The organism is Chloroflexaceae bacterium (assembly GCA_025057155.1).
Taxonomy (GTDB): Bacteria; Chloroflexota; Chloroflexia; order Chloroflexales; family Chloroflexaceae; genus JACAEO01.
Map to the genome: position 1 here is coordinate 111183 of JANWYD010000002.1, position 19266 is coordinate 130448.

Annotated in this window: 12 protein-coding genes; 5 read left to right on the forward strand and 7 right to left on the reverse strand. The window is 64.1% G+C overall.

What is annotated here, in order from left to right:
- Positions 1–61: 61 nt before the first annotated feature.
- The 3 genes from NZU74_01785 to NZU74_01795 all read right to left on the reverse strand — a co-directional run bounded on the left by NZU74_01785 (position 62) and on the right by NZU74_01795 (position 7779).
- Complete coding sequence (locus tag NZU74_01785; GenBank protein ID MCS6880039.1) at positions 62–1165, reverse strand: glycosyltransferase family 4 protein; 1104 nt, start codon at positions 1163–1165, stop codon at positions 62–64.
- Positions 1166–1298: 133 nt separating this feature from the next.
- Positions 1299–2381 carry a 3-phosphoserine/phosphohydroxythreonine transaminase gene (gene serC, locus NZU74_01790; GenBank protein ID MCS6880040.1) on the reverse strand — a complete coding sequence of 361 codons (1083 nt, stop codon included), beginning with the start codon at positions 2379–2381 and terminating at the stop codon, positions 1299–1301.
- A 547-nt stretch (positions 2382–2928) separates the two neighbouring features.
- Positions 2929–7779, reverse strand: coding sequence for a DUF11 domain-containing protein (locus NZU74_01795; GenBank protein MCS6880041.1), 4851 nt, complete (start codon positions 7777–7779; stop codon positions 2929–2931).
- Positions 7780–8217: 438 nt separating this feature from the next.
- Here NZU74_01795 and NZU74_01800 point away from each other — a divergent pair, with 438 nt between their 5' ends.
- Together NZU74_01800 and NZU74_01805 are read left to right on the forward strand one after the other, a co-directional pair.
- A complete protein-coding gene (locus NZU74_01800) occupies positions 8218–9498 on the forward strand; it encodes an FAD-dependent oxidoreductase (protein MCS6880042.1) in 1281 nt (426 codons plus the stop codon).
- 68 nt (positions 9499–9566) lie between these two features.
- A complete protein-coding gene (locus tag NZU74_01805) occupies positions 9567–10388 on the forward strand; it encodes an RNA methyltransferase (GenBank protein MCS6880043.1) in 822 nt (273 codons plus the stop codon).
- Positions 10389–10478: 90 nt separating this feature from the next.
- Here the strand turns inward: NZU74_01805 and NZU74_01810 are convergent, their stop codons facing one another.
- Positions 10479–12812, reverse strand: a complete 2334-nt coding sequence (locus NZU74_01810; GenBank protein ID MCS6880044.1) for an FAD-binding protein — start codon at positions 12810–12812, stop codon at positions 10479–10481.
- 768 nt (positions 12813–13580) lie between these two features.
- Here NZU74_01810 and NZU74_01815 point away from each other — a divergent pair.
- The 3 genes from NZU74_01815 to NZU74_01825 all read left to right on the forward strand — a co-directional run bounded on the left by NZU74_01815 (position 13581) and on the right by NZU74_01825 (position 15571).
- Entirely contained in the window at positions 13581–14285 is a 705-nt protein-coding gene (locus NZU74_01815; GenBank protein ID MCS6880045.1) for a hypothetical protein, read from the forward strand.
- Positions 14286–14310: 25 nt separating this feature from the next.
- The gene (locus NZU74_01820; GenBank protein MCS6880046.1) at positions 14311–14772 is read left to right on the forward strand and encodes a hypothetical protein; all 462 of its coding nucleotides are present in this window, start codon (positions 14311–14313) and stop codon (positions 14770–14772) included.
- Positions 14773–14896: 124 nt separating this feature from the next.
- Positions 14897–15571: a hypothetical protein gene (locus NZU74_01825; GenBank protein ID MCS6880047.1), complete on the forward strand. Its 675-nt coding sequence runs from the start codon at positions 14897–14899 to the stop codon at positions 15569–15571.
- On the opposite strand, the gene NZU74_01830 is transcribed toward NZU74_01825, so the two are convergent.
- From NZU74_01830 to NZU74_01840, 3 genes are all read right to left on the reverse strand, one after another.
- A complete protein-coding gene (locus NZU74_01830) occupies positions 15568–16848 on the reverse strand; it encodes a DNA (cytosine-5-)-methyltransferase (GenBank protein ID MCS6880048.1) in 1281 nt (426 codons plus the stop codon). The genes NZU74_01825 and NZU74_01830 overlap by 4 nt on opposite strands.
- A gap of 295 nt (positions 16849–17143) precedes the next feature.
- Positions 17144–18700 carry a DUF853 domain-containing protein gene (locus NZU74_01835; GenBank protein ID MCS6880049.1) on the reverse strand — a complete coding sequence of 519 codons (1557 nt, stop codon included), beginning with the start codon at positions 18698–18700 and terminating at the stop codon, positions 17144–17146.
- Between the two features lie 204 nt (positions 18701–18904).
- Positions 18905–19174 (reverse strand): hypothetical protein, encoded by a 270-nt coding sequence (locus tag NZU74_01840; GenBank protein ID MCS6880050.1) that lies wholly within the window; start codon positions 19172–19174, stop codon positions 18905–18907.
- Between the last annotated feature and the right edge of the window lie 92 nt (positions 19175–19266).

Here is a 19266-nt window from a genome sequence, read left to right on the forward strand (position 1 = left end):
CATTTTGGATTTCTGTGATTTCCACAGATGTGCATAACCTGTGGAGAACCCGAACAGGACCTTACTGCCTGCGCATGGCCGTGTAGACCTCGACGTGGCGGCGGGCTATGGCGGCCTGGGTGAAGTGGGCCAGCACACGCTCGCGCCCGCGGCGGGCCAGGTCGCTCCAAGTGGCGGGATCATCAGCGAGGCGCGCAATCGCGGCGCTAAGCGCGCCGATGTCGCCTTCGGGATAGGTCAGGCCGGCCTCGCCGATGACGTGGGGGATTTCGCCGGAACGCGACCCGATCACCGGCACGCCGCAGCTCATCGCCTCGATCAACACGCGCCCGAACTGTTCCTTCCAGGTCGGGGTGGTCCGTGAGGGGAGCGCCAGCGCGTCGAAGCTGCGCAGCACTGCCGGCGTCTCGGTGCTGCTGACCGCGGGGAGCAGTTCGATCCGCTCAGCGAGGCCCAGTTGCGCCGCGCGCCGCGCGATGAGCGGCCGTTGCGCGCCATTGCCCACCACGCGCAGGCGCACGCGCCGTGGCAGCCGGGCCAGGGCTTCTAGCAGATCGAGCACCCCTTTCTCGGGGACCAGCCGGCCCAGGTAGCCCACCACGAAGGCCGCGCCATTGCGCTGCTGCGGGATGGGGGCGAACAACTCCGGGTCCACGCCCACCTGGGGCACAATCGTCAGCGGCCCCGTGTAGCCATGACGGCGGATGATCCGCGCGGCATCCTGGTTGCAGGCCAGGGCGTGGGCCGCATGGCGAAAGTTGTAGCGTTCGAAGAGATTGAACGGCGGCGGGTAGAATCGATCAATGTTGGCATAGTTATAGAAACAGCACCGCGCGCCGAGGACCACCCCCAGACGCATCGCGTGGAACGTGGCGAGATTGAAACTCTCTTCGTCAATGTGGAAGACTTCGGGCCGCAGCCGGCGCAACGCGCGTCCCAGGGTGGGGTAGAAGTGAAGGTGGTGCCGGCCATTAAACGCGATGGGCAGCACTTCCAGCGCGTATCCAGCGGTATAGCGCCGTTCCAGCCGCTGCATGCCCACCCGCGGCTCGCGCCAGCCGGGCGGCACCAGCACCGTCAATTCGACGCCAAGCCGGGCGATCTCTTCGAGCTTGCGCTGGTACGCGCCGGCTACCAGCGCCTTCGAGAGGATAACGACCCGCATACAAAGTTAGCAGGGCAACCAGGTTGCCCCACACCGCACTTCCAGGCAACCCGTTGGGGCATTGGCGTCACGCCAGTATGTTCATATGCGTCGCGCCCAATCCGCAATCTAAAATCGGCAATCTCCAATCGCACTAGCCATACCTGGAGGCGAAGGCGTCCATAAACTGGGTCAGCGCCACGCAACTCTCCTCCTCCAGCGCGTTGTAGAGGGAAGCGCGGATGCCGCCGACCGAGCGGTGCCCGGCCAGACCCACCAGCCCTTCGGCCTGCGCCTCGCTCACGAAGCGTTTCTCCAGGGCCTCATCGGGCAGACGGAAGGTCACGTTCATCTGCGAGCGCGAGCCGGTTTCGGCGTGGCCGCGGTAGAAGCCGCCGCTGCGGTCAATGGCCGCATAGACCATTGCAGCCTTGCGGGCATTGCGCTCGGCTACGGCCGAAAGACCGCCCAGGCCCTCGATCCATTCCAGCACCAGATCGAGCAGGTACACCGCGAAGACTGGCGGGGTATTGTAGAGAGAGTTGTTCTTGGCGTGCGTCTTGTAGCTGAAGATGGCCGGCAGATCGGCGCGAGCCTGCTGCATAAACCCCTGGTTGATCGCCACCACGGTCACCCCGGCAGGACCAATATTCTTCTGCGCTCCGGCGTAGAACAGGGCCAGCCGCGAGGCATCAAAGGGGCGGGCCATGATGTCGCTGCTCATATCCGCCACCACGGGCGCGCCTTCGATGGCGGGAATCTCCGGCCACTGCACCCCCTGAATGGTCTCATTGGTGGTAATGTGCACATACGCCGGCTCTTCGGAGAGGCGGATGTCGGCAGGGGATGGCACGCGGCGATAGTTGTTTTCGGCGCTGCTAGCCGCTACCGCTGTGCGACCGACCCGGCGCGCCTCTTCGAGCGCCTTTTCGCCCCAACTGCCGCTGACGACATAATCGGCCACTTTGCCCGGCACGAGGAAATTCAGCGCCACCAGCGCGAACTGCGTGCTGGCGCCACCCTGCATGAACAGCACCCGATAGTCGTCGTTCAGCCCAAGCAGGGCCTTGAAGCGACTTTCGGCGCGCGTATTAATTGCTTCATACTCTTTCGAGCGATGGCTCATCTCAAGGATGGACATCCCTCGCCCCTGGTAGTCGAGAAGTTCGGCCTGGGCGCGCTCCAGTACGGCTCGCGGCAACACTGCCGGACCGGGGTTGAAATTGTGAATGGCCATGGGCTTGCTCCTGATGGGCAAGTTTAGCGGGCTTACCGCGCCAGTTCCTTCGGGCGCGGCGTCCACGAGCACCTCTGCTGCACAGTATACTCGATACCGCAGAGTTTGTGGCGCATTTGGGCAGGGGAGGGTGTGACAAAAAGTCTTGCGCGCTCCCCTTCGCCTGGCGGCTGATGAGGATTAAGAAATGGATCCGGTATCCTGGCGCTATCGCGTCGCGCGTGCTCTAAGCTGCGGGCTAAAGCCCTCGCTCATGACGTGGAAGCCCCGGAGGGTCTTTTATGACCTCAGCCGGGGCTGCAGCCCGCAGCGCCCAGGAATACCGGACTATTTTCTTAATCTTCATTAGCCCGCAGCGTTCGGTGATACCGGAATATTTTCTTAACGTTCATCAGCCTCCCGGCGGGCCGGTGTACCGCGGCACGTGCAGAACTTTTCGTCACACTCGGCAGGAGAATAACCCGGCGGTTCCAAACCGGGAGGGGGATGGGACGACACGTGACCCCATCCCCCTCAGCACGAGCGAAGGTCCTCCGCCGGGCGTCCCTCACCGCCGCAGGACCGGCAGCCAGACCAGGTTCGCATTGACGGTCGTGATCGGCCCGTATTCATTGGTCTGGCCGCCCCGTTCGACTTCGACCAGCCAGTAGGTGTACACGCCGCCAGTCGTCGCGCCGGTATCGAGGAAGCTGTAGCGTGCCCCGCTGCTGCCGCCCCGCGCCGCGATCAGGCCTGGCGTCACGCGGCTGGCCGTGACGCGCGTGCCGTCACTGCTGCGGTACAGGTAGAAGCCCGACGTGTTGAACTCCACCCCTGTCTCCCACTCTACCAGCACGCCCGACGGCGTCTTGGTCGCCGTGAAGCGTCTGAGCGTCACCGCCGTCAGCAAGCTGAGGCGGCGCACGTCTTCGTCATCCTCAACCCGTACCGGAACCGGACGGTTGCCGGGGGTGCTGTCAATGTCGAACTCGTTGGCCCGCGACACCTGGGCGAAGTTGGTGATCTCGCGGTTGTCGCCAGATAGCACCCTGGTTGTGATCAGCAGGAAGGCCGCGCCATTCGGCGGCAGCGTTCCCACGATCCAGCGTCCGCTGCGCGGGTCGTAGGCGCCCTGTGACGGCGCGGCGCTTACGAAGGCGAGTTCCGGCGGCAGCAGATTCTCGACTTCAACCCCGGTGGCCGTATCCGGCCCCCGGTTCACCAGGTTGATCCGCAGCAGGGCGCCGTTGTTGAGCCTTCCGATCGCCTGCACCGGCGCCTGGTCCAGTTCCAGGTCAATCACCCCGCTGGGCAACGACACGCTGGCGAAGTCGTCTTCATTGGGATTGCCGTTGTTTGGCGTGCTGTCGGGATCGGGCAGATCCGAGGCGATCACTTCGACTGTGTTTACAAATGGCGGGCTTCCAGACACGCGAATCACTATCGCGAGCGTGGCGCTCTGACCCACGCCCAGGGCGCCCACATCCCACACCCCGGCGGCGTAGGTCCCCTGGCTGGGGGTGGCCGCGATGAGGGTGGCGCCGGGGGGCAGGTTCTCACCAACGCGGACGCCGGTGGCGATATCGGGGCCGGCATTGTGCACCCCGATCACGTAGCCGACTTCACCCGCGGCGTTCGGACGCGGCTGCACAGCGCGCTTGCTCACCGACAGGTCCGCCAGGGGCGACTGCACGGTCACGCTGGAGCTGTCGTCCTCGCCAGGCTGACCGTTATCCGGCACGCTGTCGGGATCGGGTTGATCGGAGTTGGTGATTTCGGCGAGGTTGGTCAGTGGCCCGGCTCGATCAACACGCGCCGTAATCACCAGGGTCGCTGGCGTACCGATCTCGACGCGCCCGACCTCCCAGATGCCAGTAGCCGGCGTGTAACTGCCCTGGCTGGTCGTGTGGCGGAGATAGGTCAACCCCTCGGGCAGCCGCTCGGTTACACGGACGCCGGTCGCCACCGATGGGCCGCTGTTGATCAGTTCGATGGTAAAGGCGACCTCACTGCGGAGTGATGGGCGCGTCGTATTCGCTCGCTTGGTCAGCGATAGGTCGGCGCTCTGCGGATCGAGCGCCACGCTCGACTGGTCATCCTCCGTCGGATCGTTATTGCCGGGTCTGCTGTCTGGATCCGGCTGGTCAGATCGCGTGACCTCGGCCGTATTGACGATGCGGGCGAAACTCAGGACTCGTGCAGTGATGCGCAGAGTTGCCGCGCCGCCGGACGGCACGCTGCCCACGCTCCAGCGCCCTGAAGCAGGGTCGTAGGCGCCCTGACCGGCTTCGTGTCCGAGATACTCCAGACCCGCCGGCAGGCGATCGGTGACTTCGACGCCGGTGGCAGCGCTCGGGCCGTCGTTGCGCAAGAGCAGCGTATAGACGATCGTCTCACCAACGCGAGGTTGCCGATTGTCAACCGTCTTGACCAGAGAGAGATCGGCCAGATCGCCGGCAACCACCGCAAAGCCCTGGTCGTCCTCGGTTGGCACGTCGTTATTCGGCGTGCTGTCAGGATCGTACTGGTCGGAGGCGCTGACCTGGGCGACGTTGACGAACGGCCCCGTCCCCAGCACCGTCACCACCAGGGTCAACGTGGCGCGCCCGTTCGGGTCGAGCGCACCCACGTCCCAGCGACCGCTGTTCGGCTCGTAACTGCCCTGGCTGGGGGTGGCGGACACGAAGCTCAGGCCGATGGGCAGCCGGTCGCTCACCCGCACGCCAGTGGCCCGGTCAGGGCCGCGGTTGAGCACTTCGATGGTAAAGGTTGCGTTAGCGCCCACGTTCACACGCGGCGCATTGACCCGCTTGGTCAACTCCAGATCGGCCACGGTGGGCGGCAGGCGCACACTGGACTGGTCATCCTCGTTCGGGTCATTGTTGCCGGGGGTGCTGTCTGGGTCCGGCGTATCTGATGTACTCACCTGGGCCGTATTGGCGACCGGCTGGCCGTTCCAGAAGGCGGCGATGGTGAGCGAGGCAACTTCATCGCGGGCCATAGTTCCGACTGTCCAGACGCCAGAAGCGGGATCGTAACCGCCTTTGGTCGTAGACGCGCGCTCGAAGCGCAGCCCATCGGGCAGCCGGTCGCTGACGGTGACGCCGGTCGCCTGGCCCGGTCCGCGGTTCCGCAGAGTTATGGTAAACGTGACTACGCTGTTGGCCCGCAGCGGCGGCGGCGAAGCCAGGGTCTTATTCAGTTCGAGATCGGCTACGGTTGCAATCGGGGCAATGTTGGTGGCAGTATTGTTGCTCAGATCCGGGTCGGTATTGTCGTTCGGACGGCGCACCTGGGCGGTGTTGGAGAGTGTACCCGCAGCGTCGGGGTTGAGCCGTCCCACGATGGTGTAGGTTATCGCCGCGCCGGGGTTGAGATCCACCGTCGTTTCGATCAGATTTCCCGAGCCGGTCGTAGCGCCGCAACGACCCGTACCAGCAGTAACGGCGCAGGTCCAGGTAACGCCGGTAACCGCAGCGGGCACATCATCCCGGACGCGAGCGCCAGTGACCGGGCTGGGGCCATTGTTCCGCACCACGACGGTGTAGGTGACCGTTCCGCCCGGAGTAAGGGTGGGCGGACTCTGGCTTTTCTCGACCGAGAGATCAGCTTCAGCCAGCACCACCTGGCCGGTCAGCGTTACTGGCCGAGAGGGCAGATAGGTCCAGGTATCAATCAGGCGCCGGTCGCCGAAGCCCTGGGTCGTTGTACCGCCAGCGGGTGTTGTCCAGCGATGGGCGCCGGGAAGGCCGGGCGCCACCGAGGGCGTGCCCTGAAGCACGCGCCGGGCATCAATTGACGCGCCATAGCAGCGCGGATCGGCCACCTGGTCGCGCTCGGGCGGGGGTGGAGCATCGCCTGCCGCGCATGGGGAGAAGTCGTAGGCGCCGCTGCCGGTGTAGTTATACGCATCATTGTAGTACACCAGACTCGGATCGGGATCGCCTGCGGCAGCAGGCGGACGGACGCGCCGCAGACGATGACCATTCTGGTGGTTCTCGACATCAATAAAGGGGAAATGTACCTCGCCGCGGTTCACCTGCAACTGGGCGCTAAACGACAGTGGGCCGGCAGGAACCCTGGCGCCATTTCCATCAAGGCCATCCCAGTACACGCGATTGGTTCCATTGTCGGCGGGGCCGTTAATGGTGCGGTCGTTCGCATTGCCAAAGATCCCGTCGCGATTGAGGTCGAGAATTAATGTGTAAGACGTGCCGCCCGTGTTTTCGAAGATAAAGTAGCCGCCAAGCGGGTTGGTGCCGGCCTGACCGGGCGTGCCCTCCTCGCCGACGAAGGTCAAGTTCGCCGGTTGCGGCGGCGGTTGCGGAGTGGTGAGCAGCCAGGTCTCACCGCTCGCCGAGCGCGCCCTGGCCGGCATGGTGGGGTCCGGGCCGTTCAAGTCGAAGAAGATCTTGTGAGTAATATCGTTAGTTGCAAAGTTATCGGGCAACCGGGGGTTGTAGATGGTGTAACCCGGCGGGATGGTCTGTTCAAGGTTGCTGCCGGTGAGTTGCAGCGAGCGATAGATCGGCCGGCCGGCAAGGTCGGTGATGCCCTTGGCATTGGCGAAGAAGATGAATCCAAACGGGTCAATCCCATTCATATCCACCTGATAGCCATAGCCGTCAGAGGTCAGGATGTAGAACTGGCTGTACAGGCCCACATCGAGCGGATTGCCATTGCCGGCATTGCCGCCCATGTTCAGCGCCAGATAGTTGGCGAACACCCGGCCGGGGATCTCCGCGCCGGGCGCACCGCCGGGGCCGGGCGGCTGGCGAACGCTCACGTCCCAGGCAGCGATGGTGTAGTTCTGGCGATCAGCAACGCGACCGGCCCACTCCTCGGTGATCCGAATTGGCGGCGCCGGGTTGTTATTCGGGGGAGCATCGGGGTTCGCGCTGATAAAGTCGAACTCCCAGATTCCATCACCGGCGGCGGTTGTTTCGGCCGCGCTGACCACACAGGGCACGTACCCCCCCGCCGCCGGTTGGGGTCCGGCGAGTTCCTGGGCCAGGTTCTCAATCAGTCCGTAGCCTGGAATGCCGCTGGCGCGCTGGGTGCAGCGTCTGGCGTCAGGACGCGGCGGCCAGGTCCCCGGTGGATCGGTGGGCGCGCGAATGATCACGTCACCCTGGCCGAAGCCCATCACGCTGGAACCGATGAAGATTTCCTCGCCAGCGCGCACGAAGGCTTTAATGGTTGACTGTCGTGGAATGCCGGCGGTGGTCAGCGTGGCATGCCACTCCAGAAATGCCCGATAGCCCACCTGTTCCGCCGGGTCGTCGAACAGATTGCGACTGCCCTCGGCCTGGAGTGATCCGCCACCGGGCAGCGTCGCCAGGATCAGGCTGAGCAGGAAGAGCAGTCGAACGAGAACGGACGTGAGTGGTGAGGCATGACGGTTGATGCGAGGCAACATTATTCTCCTCGTTGCTACGGGCCATGAGCAAAACAGGCGTGACCGAGGCGCCACGCAGGGTGCAACGAGGGTGTGTAACGCGGCCCTCCGCTAGCTACTTCGTACTATTGCTAATGGTCATCGCATTGTACGTCAAACCATTCCACAATTCAAGTCGTTTGCTGGTAAAAATTACATTGTTTCCGATTTTTAAAATCGTTAATAATGTGGTAAAAACATTTACGATAGGTTTCAACGTTTGCGCGAAGCGGTAGCGCAACCTTTCCAGTGTCGCTCTACAACGGTTAGGCTACCCGTCACGCGCCGATGAACCCGAATTGCCACGCAGCGCCCTGTGGTATACTCCAGGCAATGCACGAGACTCCGTGGCGGCGCGCGGCGCCGCCCTGTCACGCCTGCGGCCATCACCGATGGAGGCGCGGGCGCACTTGATGCGATATGCACGTTCTGGTTATCGGCGCCGGTCTGGCCGGTCTTACCTGCGCGCGCACGCTGCTGCGCGCCGGGCATCAGGTCTCCGTCTTTGAGGCCGACGATGATGTGGGCGGGCGTGTGCGCTCCGACGCCCACGACGGCTTCATCTTCGACCGCGGCTTCCAGGTGCTTTTTACCGCCTATCCCGCCGCGCGTCGTCAGCTTAGCTATCCGGACCTTGATCTCCAACGGTTTGATCCCGGAGCTATCGTCTGCGAAGGCGGCCGCCGGGCCATCCTTACCGATCCGCTGCGTGACCACGATCCCGCCGCGGTCCTTAGCGCGGCCCTCAGCCTGGTCATCGGCCCTGCCGATAAGCTCCGCACTCTGTCCCTCGCCGCCGAATTCCGCGGTCGTAGCGTAGATGACCTCCTCGCCGGCCCTGACGAGCCGACCGAGGCCTTCCTGCGTGAACGAGGCTTCAGCCGCGTGGCCATTGAGCGCTTTTTCCGCCCGTTCTACGGAGGTATTTTTCTTGACCGCTCCCTCGCCACCAGCGCCAAGTGCTTTAAGTTCGACTTCAAGATGCTCAGCGATGGCGATACGGTGGTGCCGGCTCGCGGCATGGGGGCCATTAGCCGCCAGCTCGCTGCCGAGTTGCAGGCCGCCGGCTGCATCCGCCTGAATACCAGGGTCGCGGCGCTGATCAGCGAGGCGGAACGGGTTACCGGCGTCACGCTTGCCGATGGCAGCCGGGTGACGGGCGACGCGGTCGTGGTGGCCACGCCCGCCCCCGAAGCGGCCCGCCTGAGCGGCCTGCCCATGCCCGAAGGCTGCGTTGGCACGACCAACCTCTACTTCGCCGGTTCGCGCCAACTGTACCGGGGGAAGAAGCTGCTGCTCAATGCCGCCCCTGACGCGTTCGTGAACAACGCCGTGCTGATCAGCAACGTAGCGCCGAGCTATGCGCCCCCTGGTATGCATCTGCTCAGCGCGACCGTGCTCGGCGTGCCGCCCCTCGACGATGAAGAACTGTTCGCCCGCGCCCGAGCCGATCTGCGCTGTATGTTCGCTGGCGACCGCGCAGCCCTGCAGGCCCTCGAAAGCTACCGCCCCCTGCGGATCTACCGTATCCCCTACGCCCAGTTTGCCCAGCCGCCGGGCATACATCCCGGCCTGCCCGACAACCGCAGCGGGCGCCCCGGCCTCTTCTTCGCCGCCGAGTTCACCGAAGCCAGCAGCATCAATGCCGCCATAATCTCCGGCGAGAAGTGCGCCGCCGCATTGCTCGAAGCCGGCCCCTAGGGCCGGTTTGAGGGGCATGAGATGAACAGGGGTATAAAGAAACCAGGTTTCCCCATACTCAAACAACCATGATCACCAGCCTCGCCAACCCGACCATCAAGCGCCTCCGCGCCCTGCGACAGCGCAAGGCCCGCGAGGAGAGCGGGCTGTGCCTGGTCGAGGGCATTCGCCTGGTCGCCGAGGCGGTGCAGTGCGGCGCGGAGGTGGAGCATCTACTGGTCGCTCCTGCCCTGCTGACCAGTCCCTTCGCCCGCGAGCTGGTAGCCGCGCAGTCCGCCGCTGGCACTTCCGTCCTCGAATTGTCACCTGAGGTCTTCGCCAGCCTGGCGCAGAAGGAGGATCCCCAGGGGCTTGCGGCGGTGGTGCGCTGGCGCTTTACCGGCCTGACCGACCTGCCCCGCGACCGACGCCCCGGCCCGGTCGCGCTGCTCGAACCGGCCGATCCGGGCAATCTGGGGACGATCATCCGCACTGCCGACGCCGTGGGCGCCGCCGGGGTGATCATCCTCGGTCCGGGCGTAGACCCCTACGACCCCGCCGCCCTGCGAGCCAGCATGGGGGCCGTCTTCGCCCTGCCCCTCGTCCGCGCCTCCTGGGAGGAGTTCACTGCCTGGAAACGGGCCACCGGCCTGCCGCTGATCGGAACCTCCGACAGGGCGCCCACACACTTCCAGTCCATCGTTTACCCCCAGCCGGCGGTGCTGCTGATGGGCAGCGAACGCGAAGGGTTGTCTTCCGCCCACCAGGCCCTCTGCGATCTGATGGTCGCCATCCCTATGCGCGGGCGCAGCGACTCCCTCAACCTGGCCGTCGCCACCGGCGTGATGCTCTACGAACTGCTGCGGCAGTGTGAAGCGGACGGCGCGGCCACATGCGTTACTGTTGAATAAACTGCATACATGTCAGCGCCAGATCTCAGCGGTATTCCATAGGCCACAATCACCAATCCCAAAATCCAAAATCGAAAATCCAAAATCGTATCAGTCCGGCAACACCTTCCCCGGATTAAGCAGGCCCTGCGGGTCGAGCCAGGCTTTGATCTGCCGCTGGGCGGCCAGGGCGGTGGGACCGAGGGCCCGGGGCATGAAGGGTCGTTTCAGGATGCCGATGCCGTGCTCGCCCGACAGGGTGCCGCCCACCTCCAGCGCGGCGGCGAAGACCGCCTCGGCGGCGGGCCAGACCCTGGCGGTCTCGACGGGGTTCCGCGCGTCGAAGAGGATGTTGGGGTGCAGATTGCCGTCGCCGGCATGGCCGAAGATGGCAATCGGCAGGCCGCAGGCCGCCGAGATGGCCTTGATACGCTGTGCGCATTCGGCGATCCGCGGCAGGGGCACGCAGATGTCCTCGCCGAGGCGATTGGGGCGCACCCGCCCAAGGGCCACGGACACCGCGCGCCGGGCCTTCCACAGATGGGCCTCCTCAGCCGCGTCGCGGGCCAGGTGCACCTCCCGCGCGCCGCCGGCCCGCGCCAGGTCGGCCAGGCGCGCCGTGTCGGCCTCGACGTCCTCCGGCTCGCCATCAGCGAGCATCAGCAGCATGGCCCCCGTATCCGGGGGCAGGCCAACGGGCGCATATGCTTCCACCGCGGCCAGGGTGGTATCATCTAGCAACTCCAGGCCCGCCGGCACGATCCCGGCGGCCATAATCTGCTCGACGGTCGCGCAGGCCGCCTCCAGGCTGGCGAAGAGCGCCAACGCGGTGCGCCGGCTGCGCGGCAGGGGAAGTAGCCGCAGCGTCGCTCCGGCGATGATCCCCAGCGTGCCCTCTGAGCCGATCAGGAGCTGCGCCAGCCCGTTATCGGGACCCTGGCCGGTCAGACCGTCGCCCCAGCGAACGATGCGGCCATCGGCCAGCACAGCGGTGATGGCCAGGGCATAGTCGGCGGTCACACCGTACTTGACGCAGCGGGGGCCACCGGCGTTGCAGGCCAGGTTGCCGCCGATGGTCGAGACGCTCTGGCTCGACGGGTCGGGCGGGTAGAACAGGCCCACGGCCTCGGCGGCCCGCTGCACCTCGGCAGTGATCGCGCCGGCCTCCACGTGGACAACCTGCTGCTCCCGGTCAACGCGGATCTGCTGCATACGGTTCAGCCCGACCACCAGGGCGCCGGGTGTTGGCGTCGCGCCCCCGGCCAGGCCGCTGCTGGCCCCCCGCGCGACGACGGGCACGCCATGGGCCGCGGCCAGACGCACCAGTTCGGCCAGTTCCGCCGTGGAAGCGGGGAGAGCGACGGCCAGAGCGGGGCCGGCGGGCCGGGCGCTGGAGGCGTCGAATTCGTAGCAGGCCAGAGCCTCGGCGCTGGTGAGCAGGTAGCGCGGGCCGACCACGGCAGCGAGGGCGTCGAGGAAGGCTGCGCCGCGCGCCCCTGCGAGGACGGGCGCAGGCGCGGGTGACGCCAGCGGCTCATCTGGCGTGAAGCGCCAGACCGAGGTGGGCGGCGGCCCCTCCTCGGTTGCCGGGCTGCCACCGGCATCGGCAGCGCGGGCGCGCAACAGCGCGACGAACTGGGCCGCCTCACCGGGGTGAACCGCTGTCAGTCGCAGGCAGAGGCGGCCCACCCCGGCGTCGCCCCAGAGCGCCAGCGCGGCCCGGTAGCGACGCGCCAGGCGCCGGGCGGTCTCCACGAAGGCCGGCAGCGCGGCGCGAGGGAGGCTGATGGCCAGGTCGGCGCCCGCGGCGGCCAGACGCTCCCAGGGCGCCCAGGGGACAGGTTTGGCTACGCTCCGCGCCCCGGCAGCGACGGCCAGGCGCTCGATCAACGCGACCTGGCGCGCCAGCACGGGGGGCCGGCCCTCCAGTTCGGCCAGCAGGAGGCTCGCATCGCTGGCGTCGGCCACCGCCAGGGCGCTCAGAGCCAGGCCCTCGGCGAGCAGGCGCGCGGCCAGACGACAGGCGGCGGGAACATCGGCGCAGCGGAACAGGCGCGCCTCCCGCGCCGCCGGGAGGGGGCGCAGGCTGAAGGTCAGATCGCGGAGCGCGCCGAGGTCGAGGGCGCCACCGGCAAGGGCGCGGTGCAGCCCGTAGCCGGTGGCGCGCTTGATGGTGGGGCCACCCACGACGAGAGGTTCGGCGGCGCCGGCATCGAGCGTGGCCGCGCGCACGTAGCGCCCGATGGGGCCGTAGCGCAGCAAGCGTCGCCCGCCGGCATTGCGCGCCACGAGGTCGGCCAGGGACCTCCCCGGCGTCAGCGGGAAGATCGGCAGGCACAAGCCGTGGGGCGCCAGTGCAGCATTAAGCTCCTCGATGCACATTGAGGCGGGCGCGGTGGCGAGCAGCGCGCCGGGCTGGAGGGTCAGATTATGGTTGAGAGACATGGCTTTCGAGAACCTGGGAGAGTGCGCAGGATGCGGGGACCTTCAACCCATGGCCGACTCTCCGTTCCAATGTGGCATGGTGAGCCTGTGCCGGCCCTGGCAACGAGGGCGAACCCCAAACTCCGCGTTTTTCGCTAACCTTGTCGGGCGGCCAGGCCGCTCCAAACCCGCTGCTAATATGAAGATTAGAAATCAAATCCGGTATAGCCTGCGAAGGCGGGCTTCGCATCGGTAGCCCGCGGCTTCAGCCGCCGGGCTACAGGGCGAATACCGGTTTATATTCTTAATATTCATATATTACAACAAGAGCTGTCATTCCGAGCGAAGCGAGGAATCCTGGCTGTGATGCCATGCCGAAACCCTTCGCTCCGGCTGCGTCTCCGCTCAGGGTGACATGTATACGGCTTACTGATGCGGCACAGGGCAAAAATTCGTTGTAATGCTAAAGACGAACCTTGCATCAGCCCTGCGTCTCCATATAGCAGTCCTACGCCAGATCTACACAGCGGCCGGGCGTAAGGACGCAGCGCGCTGCGTCCTTACGGGTACGTCTGCTACGCCGGGCTTCACAACCTGAAGAGGACCGCTATAGCGAGAACCGGGATGGTACAATGAAGACCGGGTTTAACCCCCGGGTTGCCGATCGGAGGCATGCGTGCGGGTGGGCCCTGCAATCCTTGTTCCCCGTGCGGCCTCAGGATCGTCCTTGCTGCGCCGGGGCGCGCGCCCGCCGCGGGTAGGACAAACAGATCGCGAAGGAAGAACGCTGTGTCAACGATTTCGGCAAGCCAGACGCTATCCTTTGCAATCGTCGTCGTCTTGCTTTGCTTCACCGTGCTGCTTGCCCTGCTCTTCGCACCCCTGTATATGAAACAACGGCTGCTCGATCACGCGTTCGCTGATCTGAAACGCCGGTACCAGGCCGCGATCGCGCCGACGCTTTTCGAGGCAGGCTTCAGGCGACCCGCATTCTGGAGCCTGTACCGCCGACATTTTGAATACATAGCGCCCAGAAGTCAGCATTGGATTGGGATTGCTTTCCCTGCTGAATTGAAGAGCGATGGTTCATGGCTCGTTTTCTTATCTATGACCATTCGAGTTCCACACCACCTGAGGTTTTTGCTCTACACCCCGCCTCTTGCTTCGACCGCCGCGCGGTCGCTGCACGATGATGCGATTTTATCACGGCCTCAGAACAGGCTGGACATCTTGCGTCCACTCGGCCTGGAGCTGGTCTGCGCTCCTCAATACGTCTCCGAGCTGACCCGGCGCGCGCAGGACGCAGCGTTTCGCCAGACCGTCGAATCGCTGCTTCAGTCAGGTGAAAGTTTTATTGTCGAGGGTTACAACGACGTGGTGATGGACTTCCAAATCGCCCTTCAGCAGCCAACGCCGGAACGGGCGCGCGTCTGGTTGCAGGCGGCTGAGCGCATGGCCCGCGCCTTATCCGACAATCCACAATCCAAAATCTAAAATCCGAAATGATGCGGGGGCAGCCATGGTCATAGCCGTGATCGGATTAATCGTCTCGATCATTATGCTCATCGTGGGCATCGCCGTGATTGCCGCTCGCGGCGAGATGCGCGGCAATACCTACACCAGGGAAGGCGCGCAGCTCCACATCGGCGCCGAAGACAACTTCGGGCAGAAGCGTGCGGGCGCGCACGTCTTCCACGGCGTTGAGAAAGGCGTCCGGTTCGAGGCGGAGATGTCCACCGCGGAACTCCTGGCGCTCCTGGCCAACGGCCGGTTGCGGGAGGCATGGCCCTGGGCGCTGGCGGCGCTGGGGTTGCTGCTGATCTTCTTCTGGGGGCCGCTCTTGATCGGGTTACTGGCCGGTTGGAAGGGGCCGGGTCTCTGGGCCTTCGTCGGGTTCTTCTTCCTGGGCGCGCTGTGGGCCGCCTACCCGCGGCGGCGGGGTCCTGACGAAAGCTCAGAAAAGCCGGAGGGTGAGGGATGAGAGAAAGAACGGCGTCTTGACGGCCAATGCCCTGCGCGGATGTTTTGACAGGATCGGCGGGTAGCTTCACAACGCGATGTGGACGAAGCCGACCGTTAGCCGACTAAAAGAAGAAAGACGCATCGTGATGCGACCAACCCAGCTCGACCCCGCTTATATAAACCGCCGTGTGATTCTCCCCTACGGTCTGCAGGTAGAGGAGGTTGAGAAGGCGGTCGCCGAAACATATCGGCTCTTTCACGGATTAAACGATTTCCTTCAAAACAGCGGTTTCCGTCGGCTAGAGGAATTGATCCTCGGCAACTCGCTGTCGGGCATAATCTCGGAATTCCTCGTCAAGAATATCGCGCGGGCATCTGATAAACTCGAGGTGAACATGAAAGTCGGAGGACATCCCGATCTTCTTCCAAAAGGTTATTACTCATCGAATCTCGTATTGAAAGGAGCCGAGGGGATCGAAATCAAATCGTCAATTCAACGGGGAGGTTGGCAAGGTCATAATCCAGAAGAGTGCTGGCTGATGGTGTTTCGCTATGCAATCGGTGAACAAGCCGATGGAGAGTCTCTCCCCCTGACATTCATCGAGATCCTCTGTGCCAGACTCGAGCTTTCAGACTGGTCGTTTTCAGGCCGAAAGGGGACATCCCGCAGAACACCCACGGCGTCGATAACTACGTCTGGAGTTGAGAAACTCAGGCGCAATTTCCTCTACCGTCTTCCCAATGTGGGTGTTGGACCCCCACAGACATATTCTGGCAGAGCCGTAAATAACAGGCTCGATGTCATAGTATCACCTTAATCGAACAGTGTTGGCTGGACGCTCTCCGGTTCGGTTGGCTCTTCCATACGGGTTCCGGGATCGCCGTTTGAAACGATTGCCGCCAGTTTGGGAATGGACTCCTCTGCGATAGCAAAGAAGTTCGGATCACTTTCTATTCCGATGCTTGCATATCCAACAGCGCACGCAGCAGCGATGGTTGATCCTCCTCCCATAAAGGTGTCAAGGACCACGCCCTCACCCAGTGGAAGGGCAGCGCGCACGATCTGGCGCATAAACGCTTGCGGTTTGAGGGAGGGGTGGGGAGCAATTTCGCGTTCAACGGCGCGGGTGGGAGAGCTTTTGATGACATCACAAAACGGTTGATCGTCAGAGACCCTACGAAGTCCTCCCGTCTTCCACTTTCGCAGGTTGTCTTGAACACGACCCTCGCAGGGTTTTCGGAAGAGGCCCCAGGGTTCCCAGCAAGACCGGGGCATAACTGTGACATCTTTAAACTCGTCGTGCGCGTTTTTAGGACGATCGCCCCCACGGAGCGTTTGAACTAGACGGATAATCTCGCCGCGCTTTTCGAATCCGGCTTCAATCAGTGCTATGTAGACATGTTGCGAAAGGAGCGGATTCGTGGCGATGAAAACGTGTCCGCCTGGTACGAGGATTCGTAGAGCGCGTTGGCCCCAATCCCGGAAGTATTCGGTAAGTTGCAGCTTTTCTTCCTTGCTGAGAACGGTGAACCTGGGCAGAGGCTGGCGAATGCTTCCACCGATTGCGGGTGGGATCCGCCAGACCCCGCCGCGCCCGTTCCGAAGTTTTGCTTGCTCTTTGGGGGTGTACTCTTTCAAGCCATAGGGGGGATCTGTGACGATAGCATGAACGCTATTCGGTTCACGACGTTCCATCCACTCAAAACAATCCCCCTGAACAAGTTCGTATTGAGCTTTACCAGGTTGGTAGACTTCCCGGGTTTCAGCAACAATTGCAGGGACGGTAGCGCGATCCTCTCTATAGGCTTCTGAGCGAAAAGCTTTCCTTAGGAGCGCTGTAGCTTCGACGGGATGTTCCCTTAGGATCTCTTGAACCTCTCCTGAAAGGTAACCCGCAAGGATCAGTAGCGGCCCAGGATCTGTCCCGCAGATTTCAGCAAGCAGCAGGACGGTTGCTCGTGCTGGACGCGCCTTGCCTGCTTCAAGGCGAGAAATGTACCCCTTAGAGACCTTTAATCGTTTTGCGATATCATCTTGCGTCAATCCGCGCGCAAGACGGACATCCCTCAAGTGCTGCCCGAAAAGGAGCATCATCTAAACCCTCTTATTAAGATGGTCTTTTTGGGCTTACGATGGATAGTCTACTATGGTTTACCATTTTAGTCAACAGCGTTTTGAAACGCATCAGGAGAGCCTGGAAAGCCCAGCTTCCTTCGAGCGCTGGCTTTGGCAACGCCAGCGCAAAGCGTGAGCGCGGCCTGCCCTCATACATCTGACAGCTGGTTGGACGAGGTGGGGACGCCAAGTTTCCCTGCACTGGCATGGACAGTAGGCGCAACCCTCCAGGTTGCGCCTCGGGTCCGGAAGAGCCAGGCCCTCCCAGGCCCATTCACTTCTTCGTGGTCAGATTCCCCAGGATGCCGCGCACCAGCGACTGCCCGCTGCGGCTGGTGAGGAACTTGAAGGCCCCTCTGGCCATCTGCTCGAGCTGGCGCTGCTGTTCGCGCTGCTGCCGCTCCAGTTCGCGCTGCTGCCGCTCGGCCTCCTTTGCCGCCTCCCTGGCGGCCCGCTCGGCCTCTTTCGCTTCTTTCTCCGCCAGTTTCCGCGCCTCCTCGGCTTCCTTTTCCGCCTGCTTGCGGGCCGCCTCGGCCTCCGCTGCCGCAGCCGCCTGCTCCGCGCGGGCCTTCAGGTTCTCGTAGGCCGACTCGCGATCCACCGCTGTGTCGTAGGCCCCCGCCACCAGGCTGGTCCGCATCAGCGCCTGGCGCTGCTCGGGCGTGATCGGCCCGATCTGGCTCCGCGGCGGGACCACCATGGCCCGCTGCACCACCTCAGGCTGGCCCTTTTCATTCAGGAACGAGATCAGCGCCTCGCCCACCCCCAGTTCGGTGAGGACAGTCTCAAGGTCCAGATCGGGGTTCTGGCGGAAGCTGCGGGCGGTAGCCTTGATCACCTTCTGGTCGTTCGGGGTGAAGGCGCGCAGGGCGTGCTGCACCTTGTTGCCCAGTTGCCCGAGCACCGACTCGGGGATGTCGCCGGGGCTCTGGGTGACGAAGTAGATCCCCACGCCCTTCGAGCGCACCAGGCGCACCACCTGTTCGATCTTCTCGCGCAGGGCCGCGGGCGCGTCGTTGAAGAGCAGGTGAGCCTCATCGAAGAAGAAGACCAGTTTCGGCTTTTCGGGATCGCCCACCTCGGGGAGTTGCTCGAACAGCTCCGAGAGCAGCCAGAGCAGGAAGGTGGCGTAGAGTCGCGGGGCATGGATGAGTTTGTCGGCGGCCAGGATGTTGACCACCCCGCGCCCCTGGGCGTCGGTCTGCAACAGGTCATCGAGGCTCACTGCCGGCTCGCCGAAGAACGCCGCCGCGCCCTGCTCCTCCAGCGCCAGCAGATTGCGCTGGATGGCCCCCACACTCGCCGCCGAGATGTTGCCATAGGTGGTGGTAAACTCGCGGGCGTTCTCGCCGACGAACTGGGCCATGGCCCGCAGGTCCTTCAGATCGAGGAGCAGCATGCCATGGTCGTCGGCGATGCGGAAGAGCAGGGTAAGCACCCCGGCCTGGGTCTCGTTCAGGTTGAGCAGGCGACCAAGCAGCAACGGACCCATTTCCGAGACCGTCGCGCGCATGGGGTGGCCCTGCTCGCCGAACACGTCCCAGAAGGTCACCGGGCAGCCCTCCCAGGTGTAGGCGGGCAAGCCGAGCTTCTCGATGCGTTCGAGGATCTTCGGCTTCGCCGCGCCGGGCTGGCTGATGCCCGACAGGTCGCCCTTAATATCGGCGGCGAAGACGGGCACGCCAATGCGACTGAATTGCTCGGCAAGCACCTGGAGGGTCACCGTCTTGCCGGTGCCCGTGGCCCCGGCAATGAGGCCGTGCCGGTTGGCCATGGCGGGGAGCAGATGCACGTCCTGCGCGCCCCTGGCGATCAGCAGCGGTTCTGGCATAGGGTAACCTTTCTGATGTGACAACAGGGGATTTGTGGTCCTCACCCTCCCCCCGGCCCCCTCCTTCTCCACCGTCAGGAGGAAGGACTCCCCAACGCCGGTTGGCGGGATCTAGGGAAACCAGGTTTCCCCTATCGCTGCCGCCCGGGCCGTCTGGCAGGGCAACCGTCGAGGTTGCCCCACCGGGGGGGCCTGGTTCCCCCCTCAGCGCCACAGAGCATTCCAGAGGTCCTGCAACGTGGTCTGCACGCCAGCGATGGTCTGGCGCACGGGATCGGGCGACAGGCGGGCATCGAGGCGCGTGCGGGCGTCGTTGATCACCTCGTTGAGGAGCGAATGGGCCTCGGCGGCATGGAGCTGAGTGATCAGGTCGGCATACACCTCGATCAGTTCGAAGCGATCAGCCTTGGGAGTCTCGTTCAACAGATTGTCAAGGATTTGCCGCGTGCGGTCGCGGAACGTTTCGATGGACATAGGGCGCTTCCCCTTCGCTGCGGAGTACTTCCTTCATTATACGCCGGAGGGCGGCGAAATGTTGGGTGTCGCAGGGAATGCAGGGTGCGAGT